21 protein-coding genes are annotated in these 21,334 nt (G+C 60.7%); 11 read left to right on the top strand and 10 right to left on the bottom strand.

Going from position 1 to position 21,334, the window contains the following annotated elements; genetic code table 11:
* Nucleotides 1–27: 27 nt before the first annotated feature.
* The 6 genes from GDJ97_RS00375 to rhuM all read left to right on the top strand — a co-directional run bounded on the left by GDJ97_RS00375 (nucleotide 28) and on the right by rhuM (nucleotide 5,990).
* Nucleotides 28–504, top strand: a complete 477-nt coding sequence (locus GDJ97_RS00375; protein ID WP_152069258.1) for a 23S rRNA (pseudouridine(1915)-N(3))-methyltransferase RlmH — start codon at nucleotides 28–30, stop codon at nucleotides 502–504.
* A 22-nt stretch (nucleotides 505–526) separates the two neighbouring features.
* Entirely contained in the window at nucleotides 527–973 is a 447-nt protein-coding gene (locus GDJ97_RS00380; RefSeq protein ID WP_152069259.1) for a hypothetical protein, read from the top strand.
* A 9-nt stretch (nucleotides 974–982) separates the two neighbouring features.
* Nucleotides 983–2,164, top strand: coding sequence for an ADP-ribosylglycohydrolase family protein (locus GDJ97_RS00385; protein WP_152069260.1), 1,182 nt, complete (start codon nucleotides 983–985; stop codon nucleotides 2,162–2,164).
* A 281-nt stretch (nucleotides 2,165–2,445) separates the two neighbouring features.
* Complete coding sequence (locus GDJ97_RS09725) at nucleotides 2,446–2,556, top strand: IS3 family transposase (protein WP_373422649.1); 111 nt, start codon at nucleotides 2,446–2,448, stop codon at nucleotides 2,554–2,556.
* 234 nt (nucleotides 2,557–2,790) lie between these two features.
* A complete protein-coding gene (locus tag GDJ97_RS00390; RefSeq protein WP_152069261.1) occupies nucleotides 2,791–5,289 on the top strand; it encodes a glycoside hydrolase family 3 N-terminal domain-containing protein in 2,499 nt (832 codons plus the stop codon).
* 188 nt (nucleotides 5,290–5,477) lie between these two features.
* A complete protein-coding gene (gene rhuM, locus GDJ97_RS00395; protein WP_226808627.1) occupies nucleotides 5,478–5,990 on the top strand; it encodes a RhuM family protein in 513 nt (170 codons plus the stop codon).
* A 25-nt stretch (nucleotides 5,991–6,015) separates the two neighbouring features.
* On the opposite strand, the gene GDJ97_RS00400 is transcribed toward rhuM, so the two are convergent.
* The 3 genes from GDJ97_RS00400 to GDJ97_RS00410 all read right to left on the bottom strand — a co-directional run bounded on the left by GDJ97_RS00400 (nucleotide 6,016) and on the right by GDJ97_RS00410 (nucleotide 8,525).
* Nucleotides 6,016–6,939, bottom strand: coding sequence for a Sir2 silent information regulator family NAD-dependent deacetylase (locus GDJ97_RS00400; protein WP_152069262.1), 924 nt, complete (start codon nucleotides 6,937–6,939; stop codon nucleotides 6,016–6,018).
* Between the two features lie 38 nt (nucleotides 6,940–6,977).
* Complete coding sequence (locus tag GDJ97_RS00405) at nucleotides 6,978–7,781, bottom strand: protein-ADP-ribose hydrolase (protein WP_152069263.1); 804 nt, start codon at nucleotides 7,779–7,781, stop codon at nucleotides 6,978–6,980.
* A gap of 102 nt (nucleotides 7,782–7,883) precedes the next feature.
* Entirely contained in the window at nucleotides 7,884–8,525 is a 642-nt protein-coding gene (locus GDJ97_RS00410; protein ID WP_152069264.1) for an NAD(P)-dependent oxidoreductase, read from the bottom strand.
* A 210-nt stretch (nucleotides 8,526–8,735) separates the two neighbouring features.
* Here GDJ97_RS00410 and GDJ97_RS00415 point away from each other — a divergent pair, with 210 nt between their 5' ends.
* Nucleotides 8,736–9,074: a helix-turn-helix domain-containing protein gene (locus tag GDJ97_RS00415; RefSeq protein ID WP_152069265.1), complete on the top strand. Its 339-nt coding sequence runs from the start codon at nucleotides 8,736–8,738 to the stop codon at nucleotides 9,072–9,074.
* Here the strand turns inward: GDJ97_RS00415 and GDJ97_RS09285 are convergent.
* The 4 genes from GDJ97_RS09285 to GDJ97_RS00430 all read right to left on the bottom strand — a co-directional run bounded on the left by GDJ97_RS09285 (nucleotide 9,044) and on the right by GDJ97_RS00430 (nucleotide 11,170).
* A complete protein-coding gene (locus tag GDJ97_RS09285) occupies nucleotides 9,044–9,247 on the bottom strand; it encodes a tRNA-dihydrouridine synthase (protein ID WP_193221240.1) in 204 nt (67 codons plus the stop codon). The genes GDJ97_RS00415 and GDJ97_RS09285 overlap by 31 nt on opposite strands.
* 93 nt (nucleotides 9,248–9,340) lie before the next feature.
* Nucleotides 9,341–9,511, bottom strand: coding sequence for a GNAT family N-acetyltransferase (locus GDJ97_RS09290; protein WP_226808635.1), 171 nt, complete (start codon nucleotides 9,509–9,511; stop codon nucleotides 9,341–9,343).
* Nucleotides 9,512–9,638: 127 nt separating this feature from the next.
* Complete coding sequence (locus GDJ97_RS00425) at nucleotides 9,639–10,871, bottom strand: type II toxin-antitoxin system HipA family toxin (RefSeq protein ID WP_152069266.1); 1,233 nt, start codon at nucleotides 10,869–10,871, stop codon at nucleotides 9,639–9,641.
* On the bottom strand, nucleotides 10,871–11,170 hold the full coding sequence (locus GDJ97_RS00430) for a helix-turn-helix transcriptional regulator (RefSeq protein WP_152069267.1): 300 nt from the start codon (nucleotides 11,168–11,170) through the stop codon (nucleotides 10,871–10,873). Before GDJ97_RS00430 ends, GDJ97_RS00425 begins: the two co-directional genes overlap by 1 nt.
* A gap of 1,251 nt (nucleotides 11,171–12,421) precedes the next feature.
* Here GDJ97_RS00430 and GDJ97_RS00435 point away from each other — a divergent pair.
* From GDJ97_RS00435 to GDJ97_RS09730, 3 genes are read left to right on the top strand one after another with little or no spacing between them, the layout of a single operon-like run.
* The gene (locus GDJ97_RS00435) at nucleotides 12,422–13,339 is read left to right on the top strand and encodes a helix-turn-helix domain-containing protein (protein ID WP_152069268.1); all 918 of its coding nucleotides are present in this window, start codon (nucleotides 12,422–12,424) and stop codon (nucleotides 13,337–13,339) included.
* Nucleotides 13,340–13,359: 20 nt separating this feature from the next.
* Nucleotides 13,360–14,325 (top strand): IS3 family transposase, encoded by a 966-nt coding sequence (locus tag GDJ97_RS09295; protein ID WP_193221239.1) that lies wholly within the window; start codon nucleotides 13,360–13,362, stop codon nucleotides 14,323–14,325.
* Nucleotides 14,294–14,389, top strand: coding sequence for an IS3 family transposase (locus tag GDJ97_RS09730; protein WP_226808637.1), 96 nt, complete (start codon nucleotides 14,294–14,296; stop codon nucleotides 14,387–14,389). The genes GDJ97_RS09295 and GDJ97_RS09730 overlap by 32 nt, the downstream gene beginning before the upstream one ends.
* A 1,045-nt stretch (nucleotides 14,390–15,434) precedes the next feature.
* Here GDJ97_RS09730 and GDJ97_RS00450 read toward each other — a convergent pair.
* The 3 genes from GDJ97_RS00450 to GDJ97_RS00460 all read right to left on the bottom strand — a co-directional run bounded on the left by GDJ97_RS00450 (nucleotide 15,435) and on the right by GDJ97_RS00460 (nucleotide 20,154).
* Entirely contained in the window at nucleotides 15,435–17,597 is a 2,163-nt protein-coding gene (locus tag GDJ97_RS00450) for an InlB B-repeat-containing protein (protein WP_226808629.1), read from the bottom strand.
* A 1,066-nt stretch (nucleotides 17,598–18,663) separates the two neighbouring features.
* Nucleotides 18,664–19,125 (bottom strand): hypothetical protein, encoded by a 462-nt coding sequence (locus GDJ97_RS00455; RefSeq protein WP_152069270.1) that lies wholly within the window; start codon nucleotides 19,123–19,125, stop codon nucleotides 18,664–18,666.
* A 312-nt stretch (nucleotides 19,126–19,437) separates the two neighbouring features.
* On the bottom strand, nucleotides 19,438–20,154 hold the full coding sequence (locus GDJ97_RS00460) for a DUF3800 domain-containing protein (protein WP_226808631.1): 717 nt from the start codon (nucleotides 20,152–20,154) through the stop codon (nucleotides 19,438–19,440).
* A 564-nt stretch (nucleotides 20,155–20,718) separates the two neighbouring features.
* Here GDJ97_RS00460 and GDJ97_RS00465 point away from each other — a divergent pair.
* Complete coding sequence (locus GDJ97_RS00465) at nucleotides 20,719–21,204, top strand: helix-turn-helix domain-containing protein (protein WP_152069271.1); 486 nt, start codon at nucleotides 20,719–20,721, stop codon at nucleotides 21,202–21,204.
* The last annotated feature ends 130 nt before the right edge of the window (nucleotides 21,205–21,334 follow it).

The raw sequence follows: 21,334 nt of genomic DNA on the forward strand, positions 1-21,334 counted from the left end.
AGGGACGCCTGGAACGGAGGGGCACGCATGAAGTTCACCGTCATAGCCGTGGGCAAGCTGAAGGAGCGGTTCTGGAAGGACGCCTGCGAGGAGTATCTCAAGCGGCTGCAGCCGTATGCAAAGACGGTCGTGCGCGAGGTCGCCGACATTGACCCGGCCAAAGCCGGCGGCATAGAGGCCGCGCGCGAGAAAGAGGGGGCGGCCATCTGCGCCGCCCTCGACGCCCTGGGGTCGGCGCACATGACGCTGCTCGACATCGGCGGACGCGAGCGCTCGAGCGAGGATCTGTCGCGGCGGCTCGACACGCTGGCGCTGGGCGGCGCGAACAGCTTTGCCTTTGTGATCGGCGGGTCAGACGGCGTAAGCGAGGCGGTGCGCCGGCGCGCGAACGAGACGCTCTCGTTCGGACCCATCACGCTGCCGCACAACCTCGCGCGCGTCGTTTTGCTCGAGCAGCTGTACCGCGCGCAGAAGATCTCGCGCGGCGAGCCATATCACAAGTAGGCGAGTTCGTCTATCTCACGCCGTGCCGACCGACGATCCCTCCCTCTGGGAAATCGGGAACTACGAGGCCTTCCTCGCCCGGAGGCGCGAGCTTCTCTCCGAGAAGGCCAACGCGATCCTATCTGCCCTCTACAATGGAAAAGATCTGGGCGAGCTGCCCGCCACCTTCAAACAGCCGGGGGCCGCGAGCATCCTCGACCACGATGACGAGGCCCTCTCCAGGCTCTCGGACTGGTTGAGGGAGAGGGGTTACGGGCACGGGGCGGCGAACTTCGGGGTGAGCGGCATGTCTAAGACCGTGATCGTTGACCTTGCATGGCCGGACGGCTTGCAGACCGGCCTCGGCGAACCGGTCGCCCTCATGGTTGATAGCGAGCCCGAGGATCGCTCTTTCGTGACCAAGCTCGGATACCACGTGTTCGAGACGCCCGAGGACCTAATGGCATTCGTTGAAAACGATGAGGCGTAAGGGGGTTTCATGAAAGATCTCGACAAATACCGAGGCTGCCTCGTGGGCGGGGCCGCAGGCGACGCGCTTGGTTACGCCGTGGAATTCTGGGACGAGGAGCGTATCTTCTCCCGCTATGGTGAGCGCGGCATAACTGAGTACGAACTCGATGCCAAAGGCGTGGCGCGCTTCTCCGACGATACGCAGATGACCCTCTTCACGGCGAACGGCCTGCTCTTAGGTACCACGCGTGGGATGACGCGCGGCATTATGGGGCCGTATGAAAGCTATGTCCGCCACTGCTACAGAGACTGGTACCGCACGCAGACCGAGAGGTATCCACTCGACGAAGGGCGGAGTAGCGTCTACCACTACTCGTGGCTCGTCGGCGTGCCCGAGTTCTTCGAGCAGCGCGCGCCGGGGAACACGTGCCTCTCCGCCTGCGCGGAGGGGTGCGAGGGAACGACCGAGCGCCCCGTCAACAGCAGCAAGGGCTGTGGCGGCGTGATGCGCGTGGCTCCGGCAGGGCTCTACCTCGACCCTGAAGATAGCGCCCACTGCAGCGGCTATGCCGACGCCCTCCGGCTTGGCGCGGAGTGTGCCGCCCTCACGCACGGCCACGCGTTGGGCTGGCTGCCCGCCGGAGCGCTCGCGGTGATTGTGAGCATGCTGGCGCACAAGCCAGGTTGCGGCGTGCGCGAGGCCGTCATGGGTGCGTTGGACACGCTCCCCGAAGCCTATCCGAATGCCAAACATGTGAAGGAACTGCAAGGCCTTCTTATGCACGCGCTGCGCCTCGCCGACTCCACCAAGGGCGACCTCAACTGCATCCACGAGCTCGGCGAGGGATGGGTGGCTGAGGAGACGCTGGCCATCGCCGTATTCTGTGCGCTGCGGCACGAGCACGACTTCGAGGCGGGGATCGTTGCTGCCGTGAACCACAACGGCGACTCGGACTCCACCGGCGCGGTGTGCGGCAACATCCTCGGGGCGAGGCTGGGCTTTAGCGGGATCCCCATGAAGTACACCGAGCGCCTCGAGTTGCTGAACGTAATCGAGGGCTTCGCGGACGACCTCTACCACGACTGCCAGATTGACGAGTACACAGGCTCAGCCGATGGCATCTGGGAGCACAAGTACATGTATAACGACTACGCCGAGTGGGTCGTTACCCAAAGACCGGAAGGGTCAGATGAATCATCCCACGTTTAATCAACTCCGCTTTAGCGTCGGCGACCGAAGAACTTTCGTGCTCAATTCCGAAAAACCGGAGTGACCAAACGGCGGTGTTGACGTTTTTCCGTGCGATCCTACGCCGCCGCCAATTATCGCTGGCCCGGTTGGATCGCCATCTGCGACGAGCACGGCATCGTGCGGCCGATGTCGAGGAAAGGGCGCTCGCCCGACAATTCAAGGGCGGAGGGCTTCGTCGGCAGGCTGAAGGTGGAGTTCTCCGCGGGAGGGGCTGGGACGCTGCTTGCACGGGGGAGTTCATGGAGATGCTGGATGGCTACCTGGCTTGGTACCGCGACAAGCGCCGGAAGAGCGACCTGGGCTACAAGAGCCCGATGCGGTACCGCAGGAAACTGGGACTGGCGGCATAGGAAGAGCCGGTCCAGGATCACCACCGCACTCCCAAGCGGTCGGGTCGTTTTGTCAACGTGTGCAACCACGACGTTGCCGAACCGTTATATTGCCGTGTATCCATTGCATTTAACCGCTCACAAAATAGTGTAGGTGCGATGGCAGATTAGAACCTAAGCTGCCATAAATTTGGTATACGCCAATGAGTGCGACCGCCGTGGCGGGCGCACTCGATTTAGGAGACAGGAGACCATATGTCCGCACCGCTCACCTCCCGACGCGCCGCATCTGAGCAGTACCTCCCGACGCGCCGCGCGTTCGTCGCGTCGGGACTCGTCGGCTTCGCCGTGCTCGCCGGCCTCGGACTGAACCCGCGTCCCGCGTTCGCCGCGACCTCCGTCGCTAACGCGAGCATCGCCGACATCGTGAACGGCATGACCCGTCGCCAGAAGATCGAGCAGATGCTCATGCCCGACTTCCGCAAGTGGGCCAAGGGCGGCTCCTCCGACACGAACGACAAAAACAACCCCGACTTCACCGAAATGAACGACGAGGTCGCGGGCATTCTCGACAAGTATCACTTCGGCGGCGTCATCCTGTTCGCCAACAACGTCAAAGAGACCAAGCAGACCCTCAAGCTCACGATGGACCTCCAGGCGGCGGCCCTTAAGAACTCCGCCGGCGATACATTCGGCGACATCCCCCTGCTGCTCACCATCGACCAGGAGGGAGGCATCGTCTATCGCCTAGGCAGCGGCACGGCCCTGCCGGGCAACATGGCAGTGGGCGCCACGCGCAGCACCGAGGACGCACGTGACTGCGGCGAGGTCATCGGTCGCGAGCTCAACGCGCTGCACATCAATGTCAACTTCGCGCCCGTGTTCGACACCAACAACAACCCCAACAACCCCGTCATCGGCCTGCGCTCCTTCTCGAGCGACCCGCAGCTCGTCTCCCAGCTGGGCGTTCCCATGATGAAGGGCATCCAAGCGCACAACGTGGCCACTGCCGCCAAGCACTTCCCCGGCCACGGTGACGCGTCCTCCGACTCTCACACGGGTCTGCCGCTCATCAACAAGACCAAGGATGAGCTCGAGGCCCTCGAGTTCATCCCCTTCCGGGCCGCCATCGAAAACGGCGTAGACATGGTCATGACCGCGCACATCCAGTACCCGAAGGTAGAGACCACCCAGGTTACGTCGAAGGCCGACAGCACACAGATCTACCTGCCCGCCACGCTCTCGCACGTGTTCATGACCGACATCCTGCGCACCGAGATGGGCTTTAGGGGCGTAAGCGTCACCGACGCCCTGAACATGCAGGCCATCGCCGACCACTTCGGCGAGACCGATGCCGTCAAGCGCGCCTTCAAGGCCGGCGTGGACATCGCCCTCATGCCGCTCATCATGCGCAGCACGGCCGACGTCGCGGTGCTCGAGCAGCTCATCCAGGACGTCGTGGACGATACCACCATCACCGACGAGCAGCTGAACGCCTCCGTCACGCGCATCCTGACCCTGAAGAAGAACCGCGGCATCCTCGGCTACGACACGGCCAGCCCGTCCTTCGTCGAGGCGCTCGCCAACGCCCAGGCACAGGTAGGCAGCGATGAGAACCGCGCCATCGAGCGCCGGGTGGCCGACGACGCCGTCACCGTCGTGCGCAACGAGAACAGCGTCCTGCCCTTCCGCCCGAAGTCGGGCGACAACGTGCTTCTCGTCGCGGCGTACACCAACGAGAAGCCGGGCATGGAGCTCTCCATGCGCCGTCTCATCAACGATAAGGTCATCCCCGCCGACGTGACGTACGCGTCGCTCGCCTACGCAAGCGACTACCAGGACGCGAAGTCTGCGATCGCTGACATCACGGCCAAGATCGAGAAGGCCAGCCACGTGGTGGTCATCTCCGAGATCGGCAACTCCGCGGGCCTGAACACCGAGGACGAGTCGCTCACTCGTGTGTACCTCCCGCTGCAGGTAGTGCGCGCCGCCAACAAGGCCGGCAAGCCCGTGGTGGTCATGAGCATCTCCAAGCCCTACGACGTGGCGGTATACGACGAGTCCCCGGCTGTCGTGGCGGTCTACGGCAACAAGGGCATGGACCCCACCGAGGGGCTGGCGCCGAGCGCCGCCTTCGGCCCCAACGTCCCTGCGGGCGTGGAGGTCATCTTCGGCGGGCATGCGGCGGGTGGCAAACTCCCCGTCGACGTGTTCGAGGTGAAGAAGGATGACACAGGCGCCACGGTGATCGACACCACCAAGGTGAAGTACGCGATCGGCACGAGCATCACCTACCCCGCGGTGAACGACACGACCGCCACGAACAAGAGAGACCTATCCCAGGAGGTCACCGACATCGAGCAGAACCTCGCCAAGGACGAGAAGCTCTACACGGCGGCTTCGTGGGCGGCGCTCGCCAAGCGCCTGGAAGAGGCGCACACCGTCCTGGACAACGCGGACGCCACGCAGGAGCAGGTCGACGCCGCGCTCAAGGCGCTCAAGAACGCTCGTGCCGCCCTGGTGAAGGTGGGCGACGACGTCGGCAGTGGCAACAAGCCCAGCGACGGCAACGGCAGCAAGCCCAACGACGGCAAGGGGAACGGTAAGACGCCCGCCACGGGCGGTAAGCTGCCGAAGACCGGCGACTTCACGACAGCCGCCGTTGCGGCTACGGCCGCTACCGGCATCGCGGCCGTGGGTCTGGGCACCGCCGCGACGTATGTGAATTCCAACAGCTCGGACGATCAGCTGTAGCGCGAACCTGAAAGGTTCATGCTCAGGGGCCGGGAGGGGTTGATTTCCCTCTCGGCCCCTTTACGTGTCAGAGTACCGGGTTCATCGTCACCTTATTGGGCAGGCCGCGCACCGGGGAAGGTCCCGGTGCGCCGCCTGCCCGTCTTCAAGCTGTTACCGCGACGGCGCGGTACAGGGGTTGCCCCGCCGTGCTGCACCGCTGGCTATCGTTGATTGCGACGGCACAGGGCCGCACTCACCGCGCAGGCAACGATGCCGCTCTCGCCCGCATCGTCGCCAAAGGCGTAGTCGTAGCGAAACTTGCCGTCCGCGCCCCGGTACACGGCACCCGTATGGTAATGCCAATAAAAAACGCAATAGTTCAAAATGAAGGCAGGCAAACCGTTGAGCGCGAAGCGGAGCACTACAACCTCGACATAATCCTGTCCGTGGGCTACCGCGTGAAGTCCCAACAGGGCATCTATTTCCAGCGCTGGGCGAACTTCGTGCTCAAACAGCACCTCGTCCAAGGCTATACCGTAAATCAAAAGCACCTCGATACGCTCAAGACCGTCGAAAAGAATCTTGAGCGCGCGGACGTTCCCAAGATTGCAGGATCGTCCGAGCTACTCAACGATTACCTTCCCAGCCTTGAATTCCTCAACGACTATGACTCCGGCACCCTTCACGCGCCCGCAGGCAAGGCTCCCACACATAAATGATCCGTTTGGGGCGAAGCGTGACCGGTTACACCAATACCGACAATGCATCACCGATATCGCCATCGACAAGGATGGCCTGGCGCTCGAGGGGCCCGGGGCAGCAAGCCTCCCCGTGGTTGACGCACGCGTAGGTGGTCAGTGGGTTCGCCGAGGTCATCTGCCAGAACGGGTACTTGATGATGCCGGGCGTGTTGCCGCCCACGCCAAGCTCGAGGTAGAGCACGCGCATGCCCTCGTGGCGCCGGAGGAACTCCCGGTAACGCACGGCGGCGGCATGCCAGCCCTCGTCCTCCACGAAGGTTTCGTCGCAGCGCAGGTTTGTGGTCATGGGCGCGCCGCACACGGGGCAGCGGGGCACGAGGGAGGAAGGGATGGCGAGGTCAAGTTCGTTCTCCGGGATGCCAACCTTGAGTTGTTCGGCAATATGAGCGTCGAGCGCGGCACACATCTCCCGCACCTGCGCCTCGTTATCATACGTTTTCTTGTGGCAGGGCCTTGAGCACTGGAAAAGACCGTAGTCACCCTGCGTGTAGAAGAGCCGGTGGCGGTCGACCCCAGCCTTCTGGAAGCAATGGTCCACATTGGTGGTGAGGACGAAGTAATCCTTGCCCTCGAGCAGGTCAAAAAGGATGTCGTAGACGGGCCTCGGCGCATCCATATAGCGGTTGACCAGGATGTTCCGGCACCAGAAACCCCAGAACTCCTCAAGCGAGGAGTACGGGTGAAACCCGCCCGCGTACATGTCCGTGAAGCCATAGCACAGACGCCAGGGGTGGAAATGCCGCTCGAAGCGCTCGCCTGCATAGGTGAAGCCAGCGGAGGTGGAGAGCCCCGCGCCAGCGCCGACGACCACGGCATCTACCTCGTCGAGGGCTTTGTGCAAGCGCTCGAGCGCACGCTCGCGGCCACGGACCGCCGTGCTCGCGAACACGAGGCGTGATGAGAACATATAACCTTCCTATCTTATATAGCAGACGCTCCTCCGCGCTACGAACCCTGTAGCACCGAGCGATAGATGCGTTCGTCCTCGGCATCGAACACGTCGAAGATAACCCTGGGAACCGGACGCGCCTCCTCCCGCGCCCGCGTAATCCACGTGCGAACCGTGCGCACGGCGATGCACGCCGCTTGGTCGCGAGGGAAATGAAATTCGCCCGTAGAGATACAGCAGAAGGCGATGCTGGGAAGCCCGCGCATCGCGGCGATGTCGAGACAGCTCTCGTAGCATCGAGCGAGCTTTGCGCGATCGTCTGCGTTGGGCACGGCACCACGCACGATAGGCCCCACGGTATGGATGACGTAGCGTGTCGGCAGGTTGAACCCGGGCGTGACCATGGCATCGCCGGTTAACAGCTCCGAGGGCAGACCGTGCCTGCTTCGTAGCGCCAACTCCTCGGCATCGGCAAGGCGCAGACGCGTACCCGCCGCCGTGTGGATGGCGTTATCGATGCATCCATGGCAGGGAACGAAGCATCCGAGCCCCTGAGAGTTGGCAGCGTTCACGATGGCGTCCGTCCGAAGCCGCGTGATATCCCCGCGCCACAGCAAGAGGCCGCCTACGGATTCCGCTTCACATGCCTCGGCGATTCCGCGCTCTTGCAGGCGCCCCTGCAAGTAAGCGTCCTCGATGCGTAGGTACTCATCGGAGATTTCCGCAGGTGGGCGCACGTTCACGAGCGAGCGGTAGAGCCGGTAGAGACCCTCGCCCGCAGGCGCCTGCGCGCCCAGGTGCTCGTCGCGCTCGTCCAGTAGATACGCAACCAGCCAATGCAACCGCTCCGTTTGCGTCATCAAGCCCTTCCCACCCTCAGCCAATCCAATCGGGTAGCCCCCGCGATACCCCCAAGCAAATCAGCTTGCCTGGGGGCATCGGAGGGCTGCGGCAACAACCCGCTACTTACCGAGCACGGAAATGCGCTCGCCCACGTGGGCATCGGAGCCCGTGCGCTCGGCCTCGTCGACCATCGCGATGGCGTAGTCGGCGTAGGAGATGGACGAGGCACCTGCGGCGTTCGTCGTGAGCTCCTCGCCCGCGAGGATGTACTCGCCGGTACGCGAGCCGTCGGCCACGAAGTCTGCCGCCGGGGAGACGAAGGTCCAGCGCACGTCGTCGCGCTTGCGAATCTCGGTGAGCTCGTCGCGCTGGGCGCTCGCCAGGGGCACGAACTCTGCCGGGAAATCCGGTGTATCGACGAGCTGCACCGAGTGCTCGGGGTCCACGTAGAGGCTGCCCGCGCCGCCGACGATCAGCAGGCGGGTATCGGTGCCGGAGAGCAGGTCGGCAAGATGCTGCGAGGTCTTGACGTGGTCGCCCAGAGTCTCGGGCGTCCAGGCCCCAAAGGCGTCGATAACGACGTCGAAGCCCGCAAGGTCGGCCTTCACGAGCGAGAGGATGTCCTTGCCCTCGATGGCTTTGCTCGACGCGGACTTATTCTTCCCACGCACGATGGCGGTAACGTCGTGACCGCGATCCACGGCCTCCTTGGTGATGAGCTGGCCGGCCTTGCCGTTGGCTGCGATGACTGCGACCTTCATGACTGCGCTCCTATCCGGGGTTCACCCCATATCTTCGGCGGGCCCTCCCGCCGTCTCTTCGGTCGGGCTTCTTGCCCTCCCGCTTGCTGGGGCTATAATCCCGATAACGCACGCCATAGGTAAGTAAGCACCGTATAGTACGGTAGATACCTATCGGTAACTATTGATATTTATCAGCAGTTTTGTTTGTGTTGGAATTATGGAGGCGCAATGCTAACCAAGGAGACCCTTCCCGCTTGCCCCGTGGAGACCACGCTCGCGCTCATCACGAGCCGCTGGAAGGTGCTCGTCCTGCGCGACCTGCTCGGCCGCGGGACCATGCGCTTCGGCGAGCTCCAGCGCTCCGTGGGCAAGGTGTCGCAGAAGATGCTCACGCAAAGCCTACGCCAGATGGAGGCAGACGGCCTCGTCTGCCGCACCGTCTACGCCGAGGTGCCGCCTCGCGTGGAGTACTCGCTCACACCGCTCGGCGAGAGCATGCGGCCCGTGCTGGATGCCATGCTCGCCTGGGGCGAGAGCTACCAAGCGCGGGTGCGCGCAGAAGCGTAGGCGAACGCATCGATCGCCTCGGGGTCGTGCAAGAGGCCCGAGCCCCTTCCCTTGTTGAAGACCGTTCCCGAGGGACATCCCAGGTTGAGGTTGACCTCCCGGTAGCCCATATCCGCAAGCAGCCCCGCAGCATACACGAACTTGTCGGCGTCCTTCGTGAGCAGCTGCAGGATGACGTTGAGCCCGCGGTTGCACTCCGAATCGACCTCGCGAGCCGCGCGCCCACCGGATGTGGACCCCGCGCGCGGCGGCGCGACGAACGGCGTCTAGTAGCGGTCGAGAGCTCCGAAGCATGCGGCGTGGACGCGCCGAGACGCGAGATTCCCCGCGCAATGCCCCGCCCAGATACAGGAAAGGCACAGTTCATCGCGGCCATAGGCGATCATGGCACGCATCGCCTCAGTGGCGAAGCCCCTCCCCCAATACGGCCTACCGATTCAGTACCCGAGCTCGCGTTCCGAGTCGCCTTGAACGAAATCGCTGGATGAGCGGTCCTTGAACGCTATGGCACCGACGAGCGAACCGTCGCCCTTGAACGTCGCTGCATAGGAATTCAACAATCAGCTATAGAGTCCTCAACCGGTCGATGCCGCTCTCGAAACAGGATGCCATAGCGTCGATGGATGCCTTCGATATGCCGTTCGAAGAGGCGGCCTTCTGCCAGTCGGAGAGCACAAGCGCCATATCGCGGGCTACGCGCTTCGCCGCTCTGGCACTCACCCGGTAGTACTCGCATACCTCCAGACATGTTGACGGGTCCGCGCGAGCATCATCGAACCCAACCGCAGACGCAAGGTACTTCGACTGGTCTCCCTTTGAAGGGTTGACGTCAAATGCGGGAGACAGCCGCCACCCGTTGACATCGCGAAGCAGCCCTTGGTTCCTCATGTGATTATCGGTATTGCCGATCGCGCAGGTGAAAAGCGCGCGCTTCCACAGCTCTGGGATGTCATCGTCCGGCGCGGCCCCCTCCTCTTCGAGGAACTCGACCAAGTCGAGGTACGAGTACCGCCCTCCGTCATTCCCCTGAATGGCGCTCAGTCCGCTCAGATAAGGCACCCGCGTGTCGCCTATACGGTCAAAGCGCTCCAATAGAAGAACTGACCTTCCGCTCACCCGGAGAAGCCTGGAGGCAGGCACCACGATTCCCGCTCGCTCCATCAGCTGGAGCGACACGCGCTCCCACGCGCATACATCGTCAATCGCGCTCTCATCCACTTTGGGGAACTTCGCGATGCAAAGCGCGCCGCGCTCGCCACGCACAGAGGCTTTTGGGCGCGCGCCGCCGAGACTCGATCCCGCCGCCACCAAGTCACGCACGTCGGCATCCATGTCGGTCGCCGCAAGATCCGCCTCCTCGAGTAGCTGGAGCACGCTCACCTCGCGCGGCACCCCCTGGTTCGACGGCGCCAGTGCACGCAAGCCGTCGGGGCCCCAGATGCGCACGGCTCCCTGGCGCGTTTCGTCCCCCACACCAGCAAGCATGTCGCACTCGAAGAGCGAGCGGGCCGCCCTCCGCTCCCGAAGGGCTTCATTCCGCTCAGCACGCATAAGCAGGTTTCTCCCCCAGCGATCCGGCATGCAATCCTCGAACGCACGAAGGTCCCGAAGCCCCTCGGAATGGAAGCTACCGCGGGAGAGCGGCATATCCGGCGAGAGGGCGAAGGCCCCCGGATGCGCGAGGTAAGCCTCCGAATAGGAGAACGAGGCTGTCTCTGCTCCGTTACGGACATTCTGGAAGAGCCGGCCGGCCGGAACATCCTCCCCCGCAATCTGAACCGTAACCAGTAGTTCCATCAAATCCTCCTCACGCGCTTGGGAACGTCCTCCTCGGCACGGATGCGGCCGAGGGGCGTGTTGAGCGGGTCTGTCGAGGCGGTCACGCCGTCGAGAAACCCGAGGATACGCGCCACGCGCAGGAAGTTCTCGAGCGAGCCCTTGCCCTCGTTGAGGATGCGGCGCAGCGTGGGCACCGAGATGTTGGCGCGCTCGGCCAGAAGCTCCACCGTGATCCGCTGCTGCCGGCGAGCGAGCTCTAGGTTCGATGCGATGGTGCGCTCCGCGCGAGCGACTGGTATGGGTGTTCTTCCGGCCATAGGACTTCTCTCATAACAGAAATGATTTTTACTGTTGTATTAGGTTACCATAGCATTTCTTTCTGTTATTGATAGTACCTTCAGATATGGCACACCTTGGTTATCGAGAACCAGCTGCACGAGATCGCAGTCGAGAAGCCGAAGCTAGAGACGAGCAGAAAATCGTCCGAACATCCCTACTGGTCGATTGCCGTAGTTGCTAGTAGTCGATTTACAGCTTCTACTGGCTGATTTGCATTCATGGCATCGTTGCTCGCGGACAATTGACGTACCCCCGTCCCTTCCGTCCCACGAGCCAAGTTGTCCAGCCGGGAAGCGCCCCGAGATAGCAATAACCCGCTCAAACTGCAGGCAGCCCGAGCGTGAAGGTAGCCAATCCAGCATGGGCTCGGGCAGGCGGGCCATCTTCTTGGCTATGGCGTCCCTCACCTGCCCGGCACCGTGCCCGAGCCGGTCCCTCGATTGGGCGCAGACGGCCTGGTATATGGCCTCGCGACAAGCGTCCATGGCGCCATTATCGGGGAGCCCGCGGCGAAGCCGGCCGGAGATCTGCTCGGGCGACCAATGCGCGTCGAGCTCCTCCCGGACCGCGCGCCGCGGCCCCGGGTCGTCGGCCTTGCGCGGCGTCGGTCGCGATAGCGGCCTCTGGCGAGGCCCCGCTGCGGTCGCCTACGACGACCCGGTGAACCCGCGCGTGTACGACACAGCCATCGGGAGGTCGGTGTGACCATGGCGGTAAGGTCCAAGGCCGACGCGGGGCAGTTCCGCTCCAAGGCGAGGTCCATGTACTTCTCGAACGAGACGGTCGATTGGTTCCTCGAGAACTCCAGCGCGGCCCAGATGAGGTGCGTCGCCGACTTGCTCGAACGCGAGCTGTCGGACCGCGAGCGCAACAAGCGCGTGAGGCTGTTCAGGCGCGCGACCTTCGCCTCCCAGCCGCAAGTCCCATGCCCCATGCCCGGCGGCCCGTCCCTCCCGGTCGCTCGGTACGCCTGCCGCCGTTTTCCCACAGCCTCGCGGCTGATGCCCGGGCGCCTTCGCCGTCGACTCGCAGCCGGCGCCCTCCTCGAGGGGGTCGGCCGCCCTCGCCCTGAGGGTCTCGTCGTATATGGTCAAGAAAGCCTCCCGTTTCTCGGACTTCACTTTCAAGTCCAAGAAATGCAGTGAACCCCTATAGTGCAGTGAACCCCTATAGTTGGACAGACAATGTTCTGCTTCTCCTATAGGGGTCTTCTGCGTTAGGGGGTTGATTTGCTGAGCAAGGATTACTCCGCTGAGTTCAAGCGGCGCTTTGCGGACAGGTACGCCGATGGCGCGACCATCACCGCGCTGCAACACGAGTTCGGTCTTACGAAGTCGACCGTGAAGCTTCGGAGGGAGAGGATCGACCAAGGCGGCGCCGGGGCCATAGACAGGCCGAGGAAGAACAACCGCTACCCCCAGGAGTTCAAGCTTCGCGTCGTGGAAGCCCATCTCCGCGGCGAGGGCGACTGCAAAGCCCTCGCCCTCGAGCATGGCGCGCGCAACGGCGCGCAGATACGGGACTGGGTGAAGCGGTACCGAGAGGGAGGCGAGGACGCCCTCGGCGTCCGTCCGCCGGGGCGAAGGAGGAAGGAGCCCGCGGGTGAACTGCCTCCCATTTCTTGGACGCGAGAAATGGGAGGTTTTCTTATGCGCATCGATCTCAGGGTGAAGCACGATGTCGAGACGAGGAGGCTGGCGGCCGAGCTCTTCGCGAATGGCTCGGGGCGCGCGGCGGCCGCAAAAAGGCTGTCCGTTCCGGAAGCGGCCGTGAGAAAATGGCAGCAGATATACCGCGCGTTCGGAAGCGAGGTGCTGCTGACCATGGATGGCAGTCAGGCCAGGTATACATACGAGCAGAAGCTCGCCGCCGCGAGGGCCGTCGTCGAAGACGGCATGGCGAAGCCCGCGGCGATGGCCGAGTTCGGCATCATGTCGATGACGCCGCTCGACCGATGGTGCAGGCTCTACCGCGAGGGCGGGGCCGAGGCGCTCAGGCCCAAGCCGAAGGGCAGGCCCAGGGGCTCGAAGGCCAAGCCGCGCGGGCTCACCCGCGAGCAGGAGCTCGAGGAGCGCTGCCGAAGGCTCGAGACCGAGGTCGCGTACCTAAAAAAATTGCGCGCCCTGGTCGAGAGGGGCGGTCTCTGACCAGGGCGAGGGCCGAGGCGGTGGCCGCGCTGCGGTCGGACGGGCACGACCTGGGGCGCCTGCTTGCGTGCTCGGGGCTCGCGAGGTCCACGTACTACTACGCGCTTGCGCACCCGGCCAGGCCGACCAGGCCGGAGCTGCGCGGGGCGGTCGCGGAGATCTTCTCGCGCACGCCGAACGGCTGCGGCCACCGGCAGGTGGCCATGTGCCTGCGCGCCGAGCTGGGCGCGCGCGTCGCCGACAAGACCGTGCTCAAGATGATGCAGGAGATGGGGATCCGCTGCGGCATCCGCCGCGAGACCGACTACCACAGGTACAACTCGTACAGGGGCGTCGTGGGCGAGGCCTTCGAGCGGCACAAGGGCCGTTACGGCTACCGGCGCATCGACCACGAGCTGCGAAAGAGCGGCATCGCCGTGAGCGAGAAGCGCGTGCTCCGCACCATGCGGAAGCTCGGACTTGCCGGAAAGGGCGCGACCCGGAAGCACCGCGTCCAGAAGAAGGTCGAGCCGGGAGGCCCCCGGCTGAACCCGGTGGAGCGCGCTTTCGCCGTAGGCGGGCGCAACAGGCTTCGGGTGGGCGGCATCACCTGCATACCCACAGGAGAGGGGCGGCTCTATCTCGCAGCCGTGATAGACGCCTTCTCCCGCAAGGTCGCGGGCCGGTCGATGTCCGAGCGCATCACCGAGAGGGTCGCGATCGACGCGATGGGGCAGGCGGTCGGCAGGGAGGGCCCGCCGGACGGCGGCGGCCTCGTCTTCCATGACGGCCAGGGCGCGCGGTACGTCTCGCGCTCCCTCCAACGGCGCCTGGGCTCGCATGGCATAGTCCAGTCGGTATCAAGGCCCGGCACGCCGCTGGACGACGCGGTGGCCGAGTCGTTCTTCAAGACGCTGAAAAGGGAATTGGTGGAAGAAAGGAGCTTATGGGACGAGGGACGAGGCCGAGCAGGACATCTTCAAGTACGTAGAGCCCTATTGCAATAGGGTGCGCATGCATTCCGCCTTGGACTACATGTCTCCAGTGGAATACGGGCGGCAATACGCTTGAGGGTCCTTAAAAGAAGGTCCAGTTTCTCCTTCCCACTCCAACTCCTAACCGGACCGAATGGTCCAACTATTCGTCCGCACCCCCCCTTTTTTTTACAAAAGCTCGCGATGTCTTTTTGTCCAAAGCGCGAAAGTGCCGTTCTCGACGCATCTTCCGAAATCGTCGCACTCGCACCAGCAATCGGATCTTGCGATTGCAATCATCGAGGCCACGACCAGCTTCGCATCTGCTTTGGACACGTCCTGATCCATGATCTGCTCGATATCGAGTTCCAACCCATGCTGCGTCAGAATATCGCTATAGCGCTTGTACTCAGGATATGCTTCCGCGAAGGCGTATACGTCGTGTAGAAAATCGCGCTTTATATCCTCTATGGTTTGCAGCCACTCCTCATGAAAACCGTCGTTAGCCTTACCGTCTTCGAGCCCTCGGTTGACCTCTTCGACACTCGGCAGATTAAAAAAGCAGCATCGCGAGGCCTTCCATCTCGGTTGGTCCGTCGTAGGTCTCGCCGACCTCCGGTCTCATCTCCGCGCAGCTGAATTCGCCGCCCAAATACCTCAATAGCTTTTCGAAACCTTTGGGATATGCATTTGAGCCTCCGTGCGAGCTGTGTCCGTCGAAGAGGCTCCATTGTTCTCCGTCGAGCACTGGTGAATTGCAGTAGGTGAACCAATCGTTGCTGCCAAGGGCGGAGGAATGCCATGAGCGCATCAACTTGCGTTTTGTTCAATATCCCCTGGTTCTCTCTCTGCTCCAAAAGGCGCGACTGGCTGTGGCGGTAAGAGTAGGCCCCTCCGTCTTTGCTGATCTCGAAAGAGGAGTATCCCTGAGAAAATCCACTTATGCTGAAGCTGAGCACGCCATCAGCGAATCCACGCATCGATCCTTCCGTTCTTTGGTTTCCCACTGCGTATATGCACTTGTATCAGAAATATGACCAGAAACACGATTGCCATCTCTGCTGCAATCTGCTGTTTTCTTTTCATGTTTGTAGTCGTCTAACTTAAAAAAGAGGCTGGGAATCTCCCAGCCTCCTAATGGCCTATTTCATCTGTTTGCCGCGATAGTTGTTCTTTTTCGCAACGACCAGCGAACCAAGCAATCCTGCCAAAGACAGTCCCATCAGGGAAATCCACAGCGCCGAATTCATCGGATCACCTGTCTGGGGTAATTGAGCCTGCGCACCGGGGCTGCTCGGCACATCCGGCTTGCTCGGCTGGTTCGGTGTGACAGGGGCTTCCGGCTTGCTCGGCACATCCGGCGTGCTCGGCTGGTTAGGAGTTTCGCTATCCTTGGTCCACTTACCATACAGAACGGTGTCCGTGTTCAGAACCGTACCGTCCGCATACGGAAGCGTACACCGTTCATCCGTGTACCAGCCATCAAAGCTGTAGCCCTGCTGAGACTTCTGCTGTGCCTTCGCCGTATAGGCTGCCCCGTTACGGATATAGTCATTCGCGGGGGGTGCTACATCGGTAGGATTATCTGTGCTGACCCACTGATACCGGATCTTGGCGGCCGATACATAGGTCATCCAGTCGGTCTTTCCTGCCCCCTTGCTCTGTCCAATGACCAGGCCCTTCGGCATTTTCCAGCTCGGGACGAAAACACCGTCCGCATCGGCCGTCGCTGCCGCAGCTTCACCGCCTGCGTCCGTCGTATAACGAACAAGCTGCGTACCAATTTCTGTATCCTCTACCGTGCGATCCTCGCTGTGGATCTGAATCGGTTTTGCGGTGCTCGCGCCCGTATACGGGGAGATCACATTGATATAACGGCCTTCCTTGGGAATACTGCTGCCCTGTACCAGGTAGACATCATTGTTCGTGCTGACCTCAGCATCGTCTCCCAGATTGAAGGCAGTTCCTACATAAACACCGTCACCTTTGGCCGCACGTCTCTTTGTCTCAGTCAGGGAGTTGTTGTTGTTCTTGATGACGCCGCCCGTCATGGTATAGGTACCACCGCAGACGCCGCCGCCTACGTTTGCAACATTGTTTTCAATAGAACCGCCAGTTTGTTTAGCAGCGGATGATGGCCACAAGTATACGCCGCCACCCTGCGAGGCCTTGTTTTTGGAAATCGTACCGCCGGAAATCGTTACATTCGTTGCATCATACAGAAAAACGCCGCCGCCGTAGTTTTGAGCGCTGTTTCCTGTTAGCGTACCGTCCTTGATATTCAGCTCAGTTACGCCGAAGAAGGCTGCGACTGCGCCGCCGCTTCCCCCTGTAACCTTATTGCCGGAAATATCGCCGTTGTTAATATTGATTGTGATTTTCTGACCTTGCTGGGGGAAGGTGAGAACACCTCCGCCGTAATCAAGCGCCGTGTTCTCCCTAATGCTGCCTCCGTTCATTTCAAAAGAAGCCGGTGCAGGCTTAAACAAGGTATCTCCGCCGCTTGCGTTGGCATAGTCTGCAACATAAACGCCGGCGCCGTAGCTGCCCTGACCGGATGTCCGGTAGGTGCTATTGTTGGAAATCGTGCCACCGTTCATAACCATCGTTGAGCCGATGACTGCGACACCGCCACCGCCGTTTGCCGTATTGCCGCTGATCTCGCCGCCGTTCATGGTGAAGGTACTGCGGTTGCCGATCAGAACGCCGCCGCCCAATTCGTAGTTGTAGTTTGTATTATTACGAATGGTCGCGCCGTCCTCCATTGTTATGTTGACGCCGTTATTCGCAAAAATGCCGGACCCAAACTGAGCTGCCCTGTTGTTTTGTAAAATAGCGCCGCTCTTCAGTACGATGGTGCCACCGTTTGCCGCCTTGATGATCGAGTCGGTCTCCGCGGCGTGCGTTGCATCCGCAGCGTACTCCGCACCATCAATCACAATGTTACTCAGTGTCAGTGAGGCGGACGCATCGGCGAGTTCGATTATATAGCCGCCGAACCCATAGCGGTGCAGTGTCTTTCCGCCAAGATCCCAAACTTCTGTCCCCGCGACCTCATAACAAGATGAAAGGCAAATATCTTTGATATTTTTTTCGTTTGCAAGCGCGTTTGCCTTTTCGATCGTCTTTACAGCAGTCGTTTTGCTCAGTCCGTCATTTTCATCTGCGCCATGCTGTTGGTCGAGATAAATGGCAGCTTCCGGAGTGGTCGAGTCACCTGCCCCCCCCGTGCTCTTTCCGGCAGTCGCAAATGCGGCAACCGGGAATATGGTCATGAGCAAACTCAGTGCCAACAACCACGGCATTACTTTCCTTTTCACATCAAATGCTTCTCTTCGCTTTTTCATATTGGTTTCGCCTCCTATAACGCTACCAGCCAGTCAAAATACTATTTGATAGCTTATTTTTACAAAAACAAGATGTAAAATGCAGAGAATGCCACATAATTTACGTTCTGTCTTATTGCGCCAATGTATATCAGAGAAATGTGTGCTTATCAAAGACGACAGATTCGATGACAAACGGGCAACTGACAGGAACAGTGACTTCACAAGTCACGGATCGAGGCCACGTTCAAATTTGCAAACGAAGCCGCCTGCGACGATTCTTTCAGTCACCGCTCTTGGGTATCCCTCATGACCTGCGGAAATGCAAGGTGTTAAAGCCACTGGCTACGATTCACCTTGCTAAACAGGCACCAAAGAAGATAAACGGTTGTTTTTTGCGTTCATTTCGAGCTCCAAAACCTACTCGTTTTGTCCTCGGGACAAAAATGAAACTGCGGGTTTTCGGTTTCGAAATAGTTTACGGATTTGTGCCAGGATTTGTCTCAAACGCCTATACGAGGACACGCGGAGGGATTCGGCGGCATGCCGGCCAAGACCGACGACCCAACTGAAATTAACTGGAATGACGCTACGGTAAACGAGTGTGAAAGAGTGGAAATGAGCCGATAGGGCCTTGGTCTGCTCTTTTGAATGCCGCACTGTGTCGCTGAGTTTCGTTTCGTACGAAAGCCACGGCAAAGCCACCAGCGAAAATGATGAGTTAATTCGATAATCTGGCCTCCGTTCCTGCGTTGGGACGGGGGCTTTTTCTTCGCCTTTTTACCCCGTTCACCTGTGATTTCGCTATTTACCCCCCCGTATTTCAAGATGGCAAAGTACGGGGCGGTATTCGGGGGAATGAGAGTAAGGATTCATTCCAAGTGAGTAGACGCGCGGTTTTTGTCCCCGAGGACGAAACGAGGTCGATTCGGGGCCCGTGAAACTCAAATCGTGGTTGCAGCGATTGAGCTGCTGCTCGCCAACGTCGGCTCTTGCGTACAGCGACCGATGGCGAGGGACGCGGCTATTCCTCGCTCCGCCAGACCTAGTTGTATTGTCTCCAGGCTTTCATCGGGGCCGCATCCTTATCTCCGTCCCTGAAAGGCGAGTAGGGGGCGATGAGGTCGTCGTACAGGTCCGCATGCCACCAGTTGCGGAACCTTCCGTTCTCGTGGCTGAATATCCGCTCTCCCATCATGCGGCAAGTGAACAGCGGGTCCCTGTCCGGCTCGCCGGGGCTGCCGAGGATTTCGTAGTCCGGTTCTCCACTCGATTCGTGCTTGCGGTCGAGGAACCAATCAACCTCGTTGAACGGGAGGTTGTTGAAGCAGACTCCGCTCTTGTGCTCGCGGGCGAACTCGTCTTTGCCGAGCGATTCGGCGTCGATACGCCTCATGTAACGCGAAACCCTGGCGCTCGGGCCGTCGAAGAGCATCATCCTGTCGCAGACGCCGCACTTCCAGATTTCGGTTGACAGGTCGTTGTACTCAAGCTCGAAAAAAGGCAAAGTCGTCCTGATGGGCTTCGAGGACTCCGTACTCGACGAAATAATAGTCCGTCTCGTTCCCGTCGCAGCTATTCGAAAGGCTGTTCCCACATGGGCAGGGCTAGATGGGCCATGAACTCCTTTTTCTTTTTTTCAGCCGTCGCGTCATGTTCTGGATTCATTTTATGCATTCGCCGAAAAGTCAGCTGACCGGAGGCCGTTAGGGAAGATGGTCGGTGGCATAGGTCCGGCCTGCTTCGCGAATGCGTGAAATTAATAGCGGCGGTACGTGTCAGCGAAATTCCATAACGAATACTCGATGCTGGTGTTTCATTAGACGAGCTTCTTGCGCGTCTCCTTAAGAATGCCCTTCTTGAAGTCTGACCACTTTCCGAAGAACTTCTCGTCCGTAGCGGTAGCTGTATGGTCTGCGTACTTGATCGCTGTGAGTTCCATGGTGCAAATGTAGTCCGCCGCCTGCGAAAGCCGGTACTCGGAGGGCTGTGCGGAGCGGTAGACTATTGCGTCCTTCGACAGTGCGTACTCGATTGCGAGGTGGAGAGACTCGGCGATGGAGTGCTGGCCGTTGTCGTAGTAGACCTTGACCGCGTCGTAGGCCTGCAGCTCCGCGAGGTTGTCGAACAGGAAGTTCACGATGTCCCTTCGCATCGTTCCCGCGAGCTTGTCGAGCGAGGCGAACTGTTTGGTCGCATATGCGAATGTGTGGTACCTCACGGGTATGTGGCGGAAGAAAACTCGGAACGAGCCGAGCAGCATCTTGCGCGTCCTTAGGTCGAGTCTGGAGTACAGGTCCTTGCCGTTCATGAGCGGCGACGCATGGAAGGGTATGTCCGGGAGTTCCTTGGCGCGGAGGGCGTCCTCGTATGCCTTGATCGATTCCGCGATGCTGTCCGATTGGTCGTGCATAACGACGGTAAGCAGATAGTATCGGTCGGAGAGGCCGTCGCTTCCCGACTCGTCGACGAAGATGCTGAGTTCTCGCATCGCTCTCCTGAATAAGAAAAAAGCCGGGGAAAACGTCCCCGGCACTTGGAAGCCTTCCTTGCGGAAAACCAATTATTTTATATCATGGGCTGCGCGTAAATTCAAGCGCGCGAATAGATTGCGCCAATAGCGAAACCCCAACCCGTTCGGCGACTTACAGGAAAGCCACCTGAGGCTACTCCCTTTTCCTGCCGATATCGCAGATCTCCGACTTGCGGTTTTGCGAACGGCTCGAAAGCCGCTAGCGTTGATTCACTTGCGGTTGAAGCTGGTGGCTTGCGCGGTAAAGAGCGGTTGAGTTTCAAAAGGGTGTTTTCGGCGCTATCGAGCCTCCAAAGGCGCCCCGCTGCGCTCTTTGGGACAAAAACAAAAACTTGAAGCCCTGAGTTTGAAAAAGTTTTTGAGGTTGTTCCGGCTTTTGTCCCCGAAGGCGATGAAACACGACATGGTGTTGTTTGGCGGCAATCGGTTCAAGACGGCAGCGGAAACTGGATGCAACTGGAATGTCGGGGCGGCAAAAACTGAAGCCATCGAGTGCAGTGAACCCCTATAGTTGGACAGACAATGTTCTGCTTCTCCTATAGGGGTCTTCTGCGTTAGGGGGTTGATTTGCTGAGCAAGGATTACTCCGCTGAGTTCAAGCGGCGCTTTGCGGACAGGTACGCCGATGGCGCGACCATCACCGCGCTGCAACACGAGTTCGGTCTTACGAAGTCGACCGTGAAGCTTCGGAGGGAGAGGATCGACCAAGGCGGCGCCGGGGCCATAGACAGGCCGAGGAAGAACAACCGCTACCCCCAGGAGTTCAAGCTTCGCGTCGTGGAAGCCTATCTCCGCGGCGAGGGCGACTGCAAAGCCCTCGCCCTCGAGCATGGCGCGCGCAACGGCGCGCAGATACGGGACTGGGTGAAGCGGTACCGAGAGGGAGGCGAGGACGCCCTCGTCGTCCGTCCGCCGGGGCGAAGGAGGAAGGAGCCCGCGAGAGAGGAGACCCTCGAGCAGCGGTGCGCCCGCCTCGAGATGGAGGTGGAGATCTTAAAACGAATGGCCGCCTCGGCGACGGATCTCTCGGCAACAGGCGGAAGCACGAGATAGTGAAGTCGCTGAGGCGGGAATACCCACTCTCCACGCTCCTGAAGCTCATGGGGATGTCGCGTTCCACCTACTACTACCACGAGGCGAACCCTCCCTCCGACAGGCAGGCGACCGAGCGGCCGGTCATAGC

It is taken from the genome of Collinsella sp. AK_207A, assembly GCF_902501965.1.
Classification (GTDB): domain Bacteria; phylum Actinomycetota; class Coriobacteriia; order Coriobacteriales; family Coriobacteriaceae; genus Collinsella.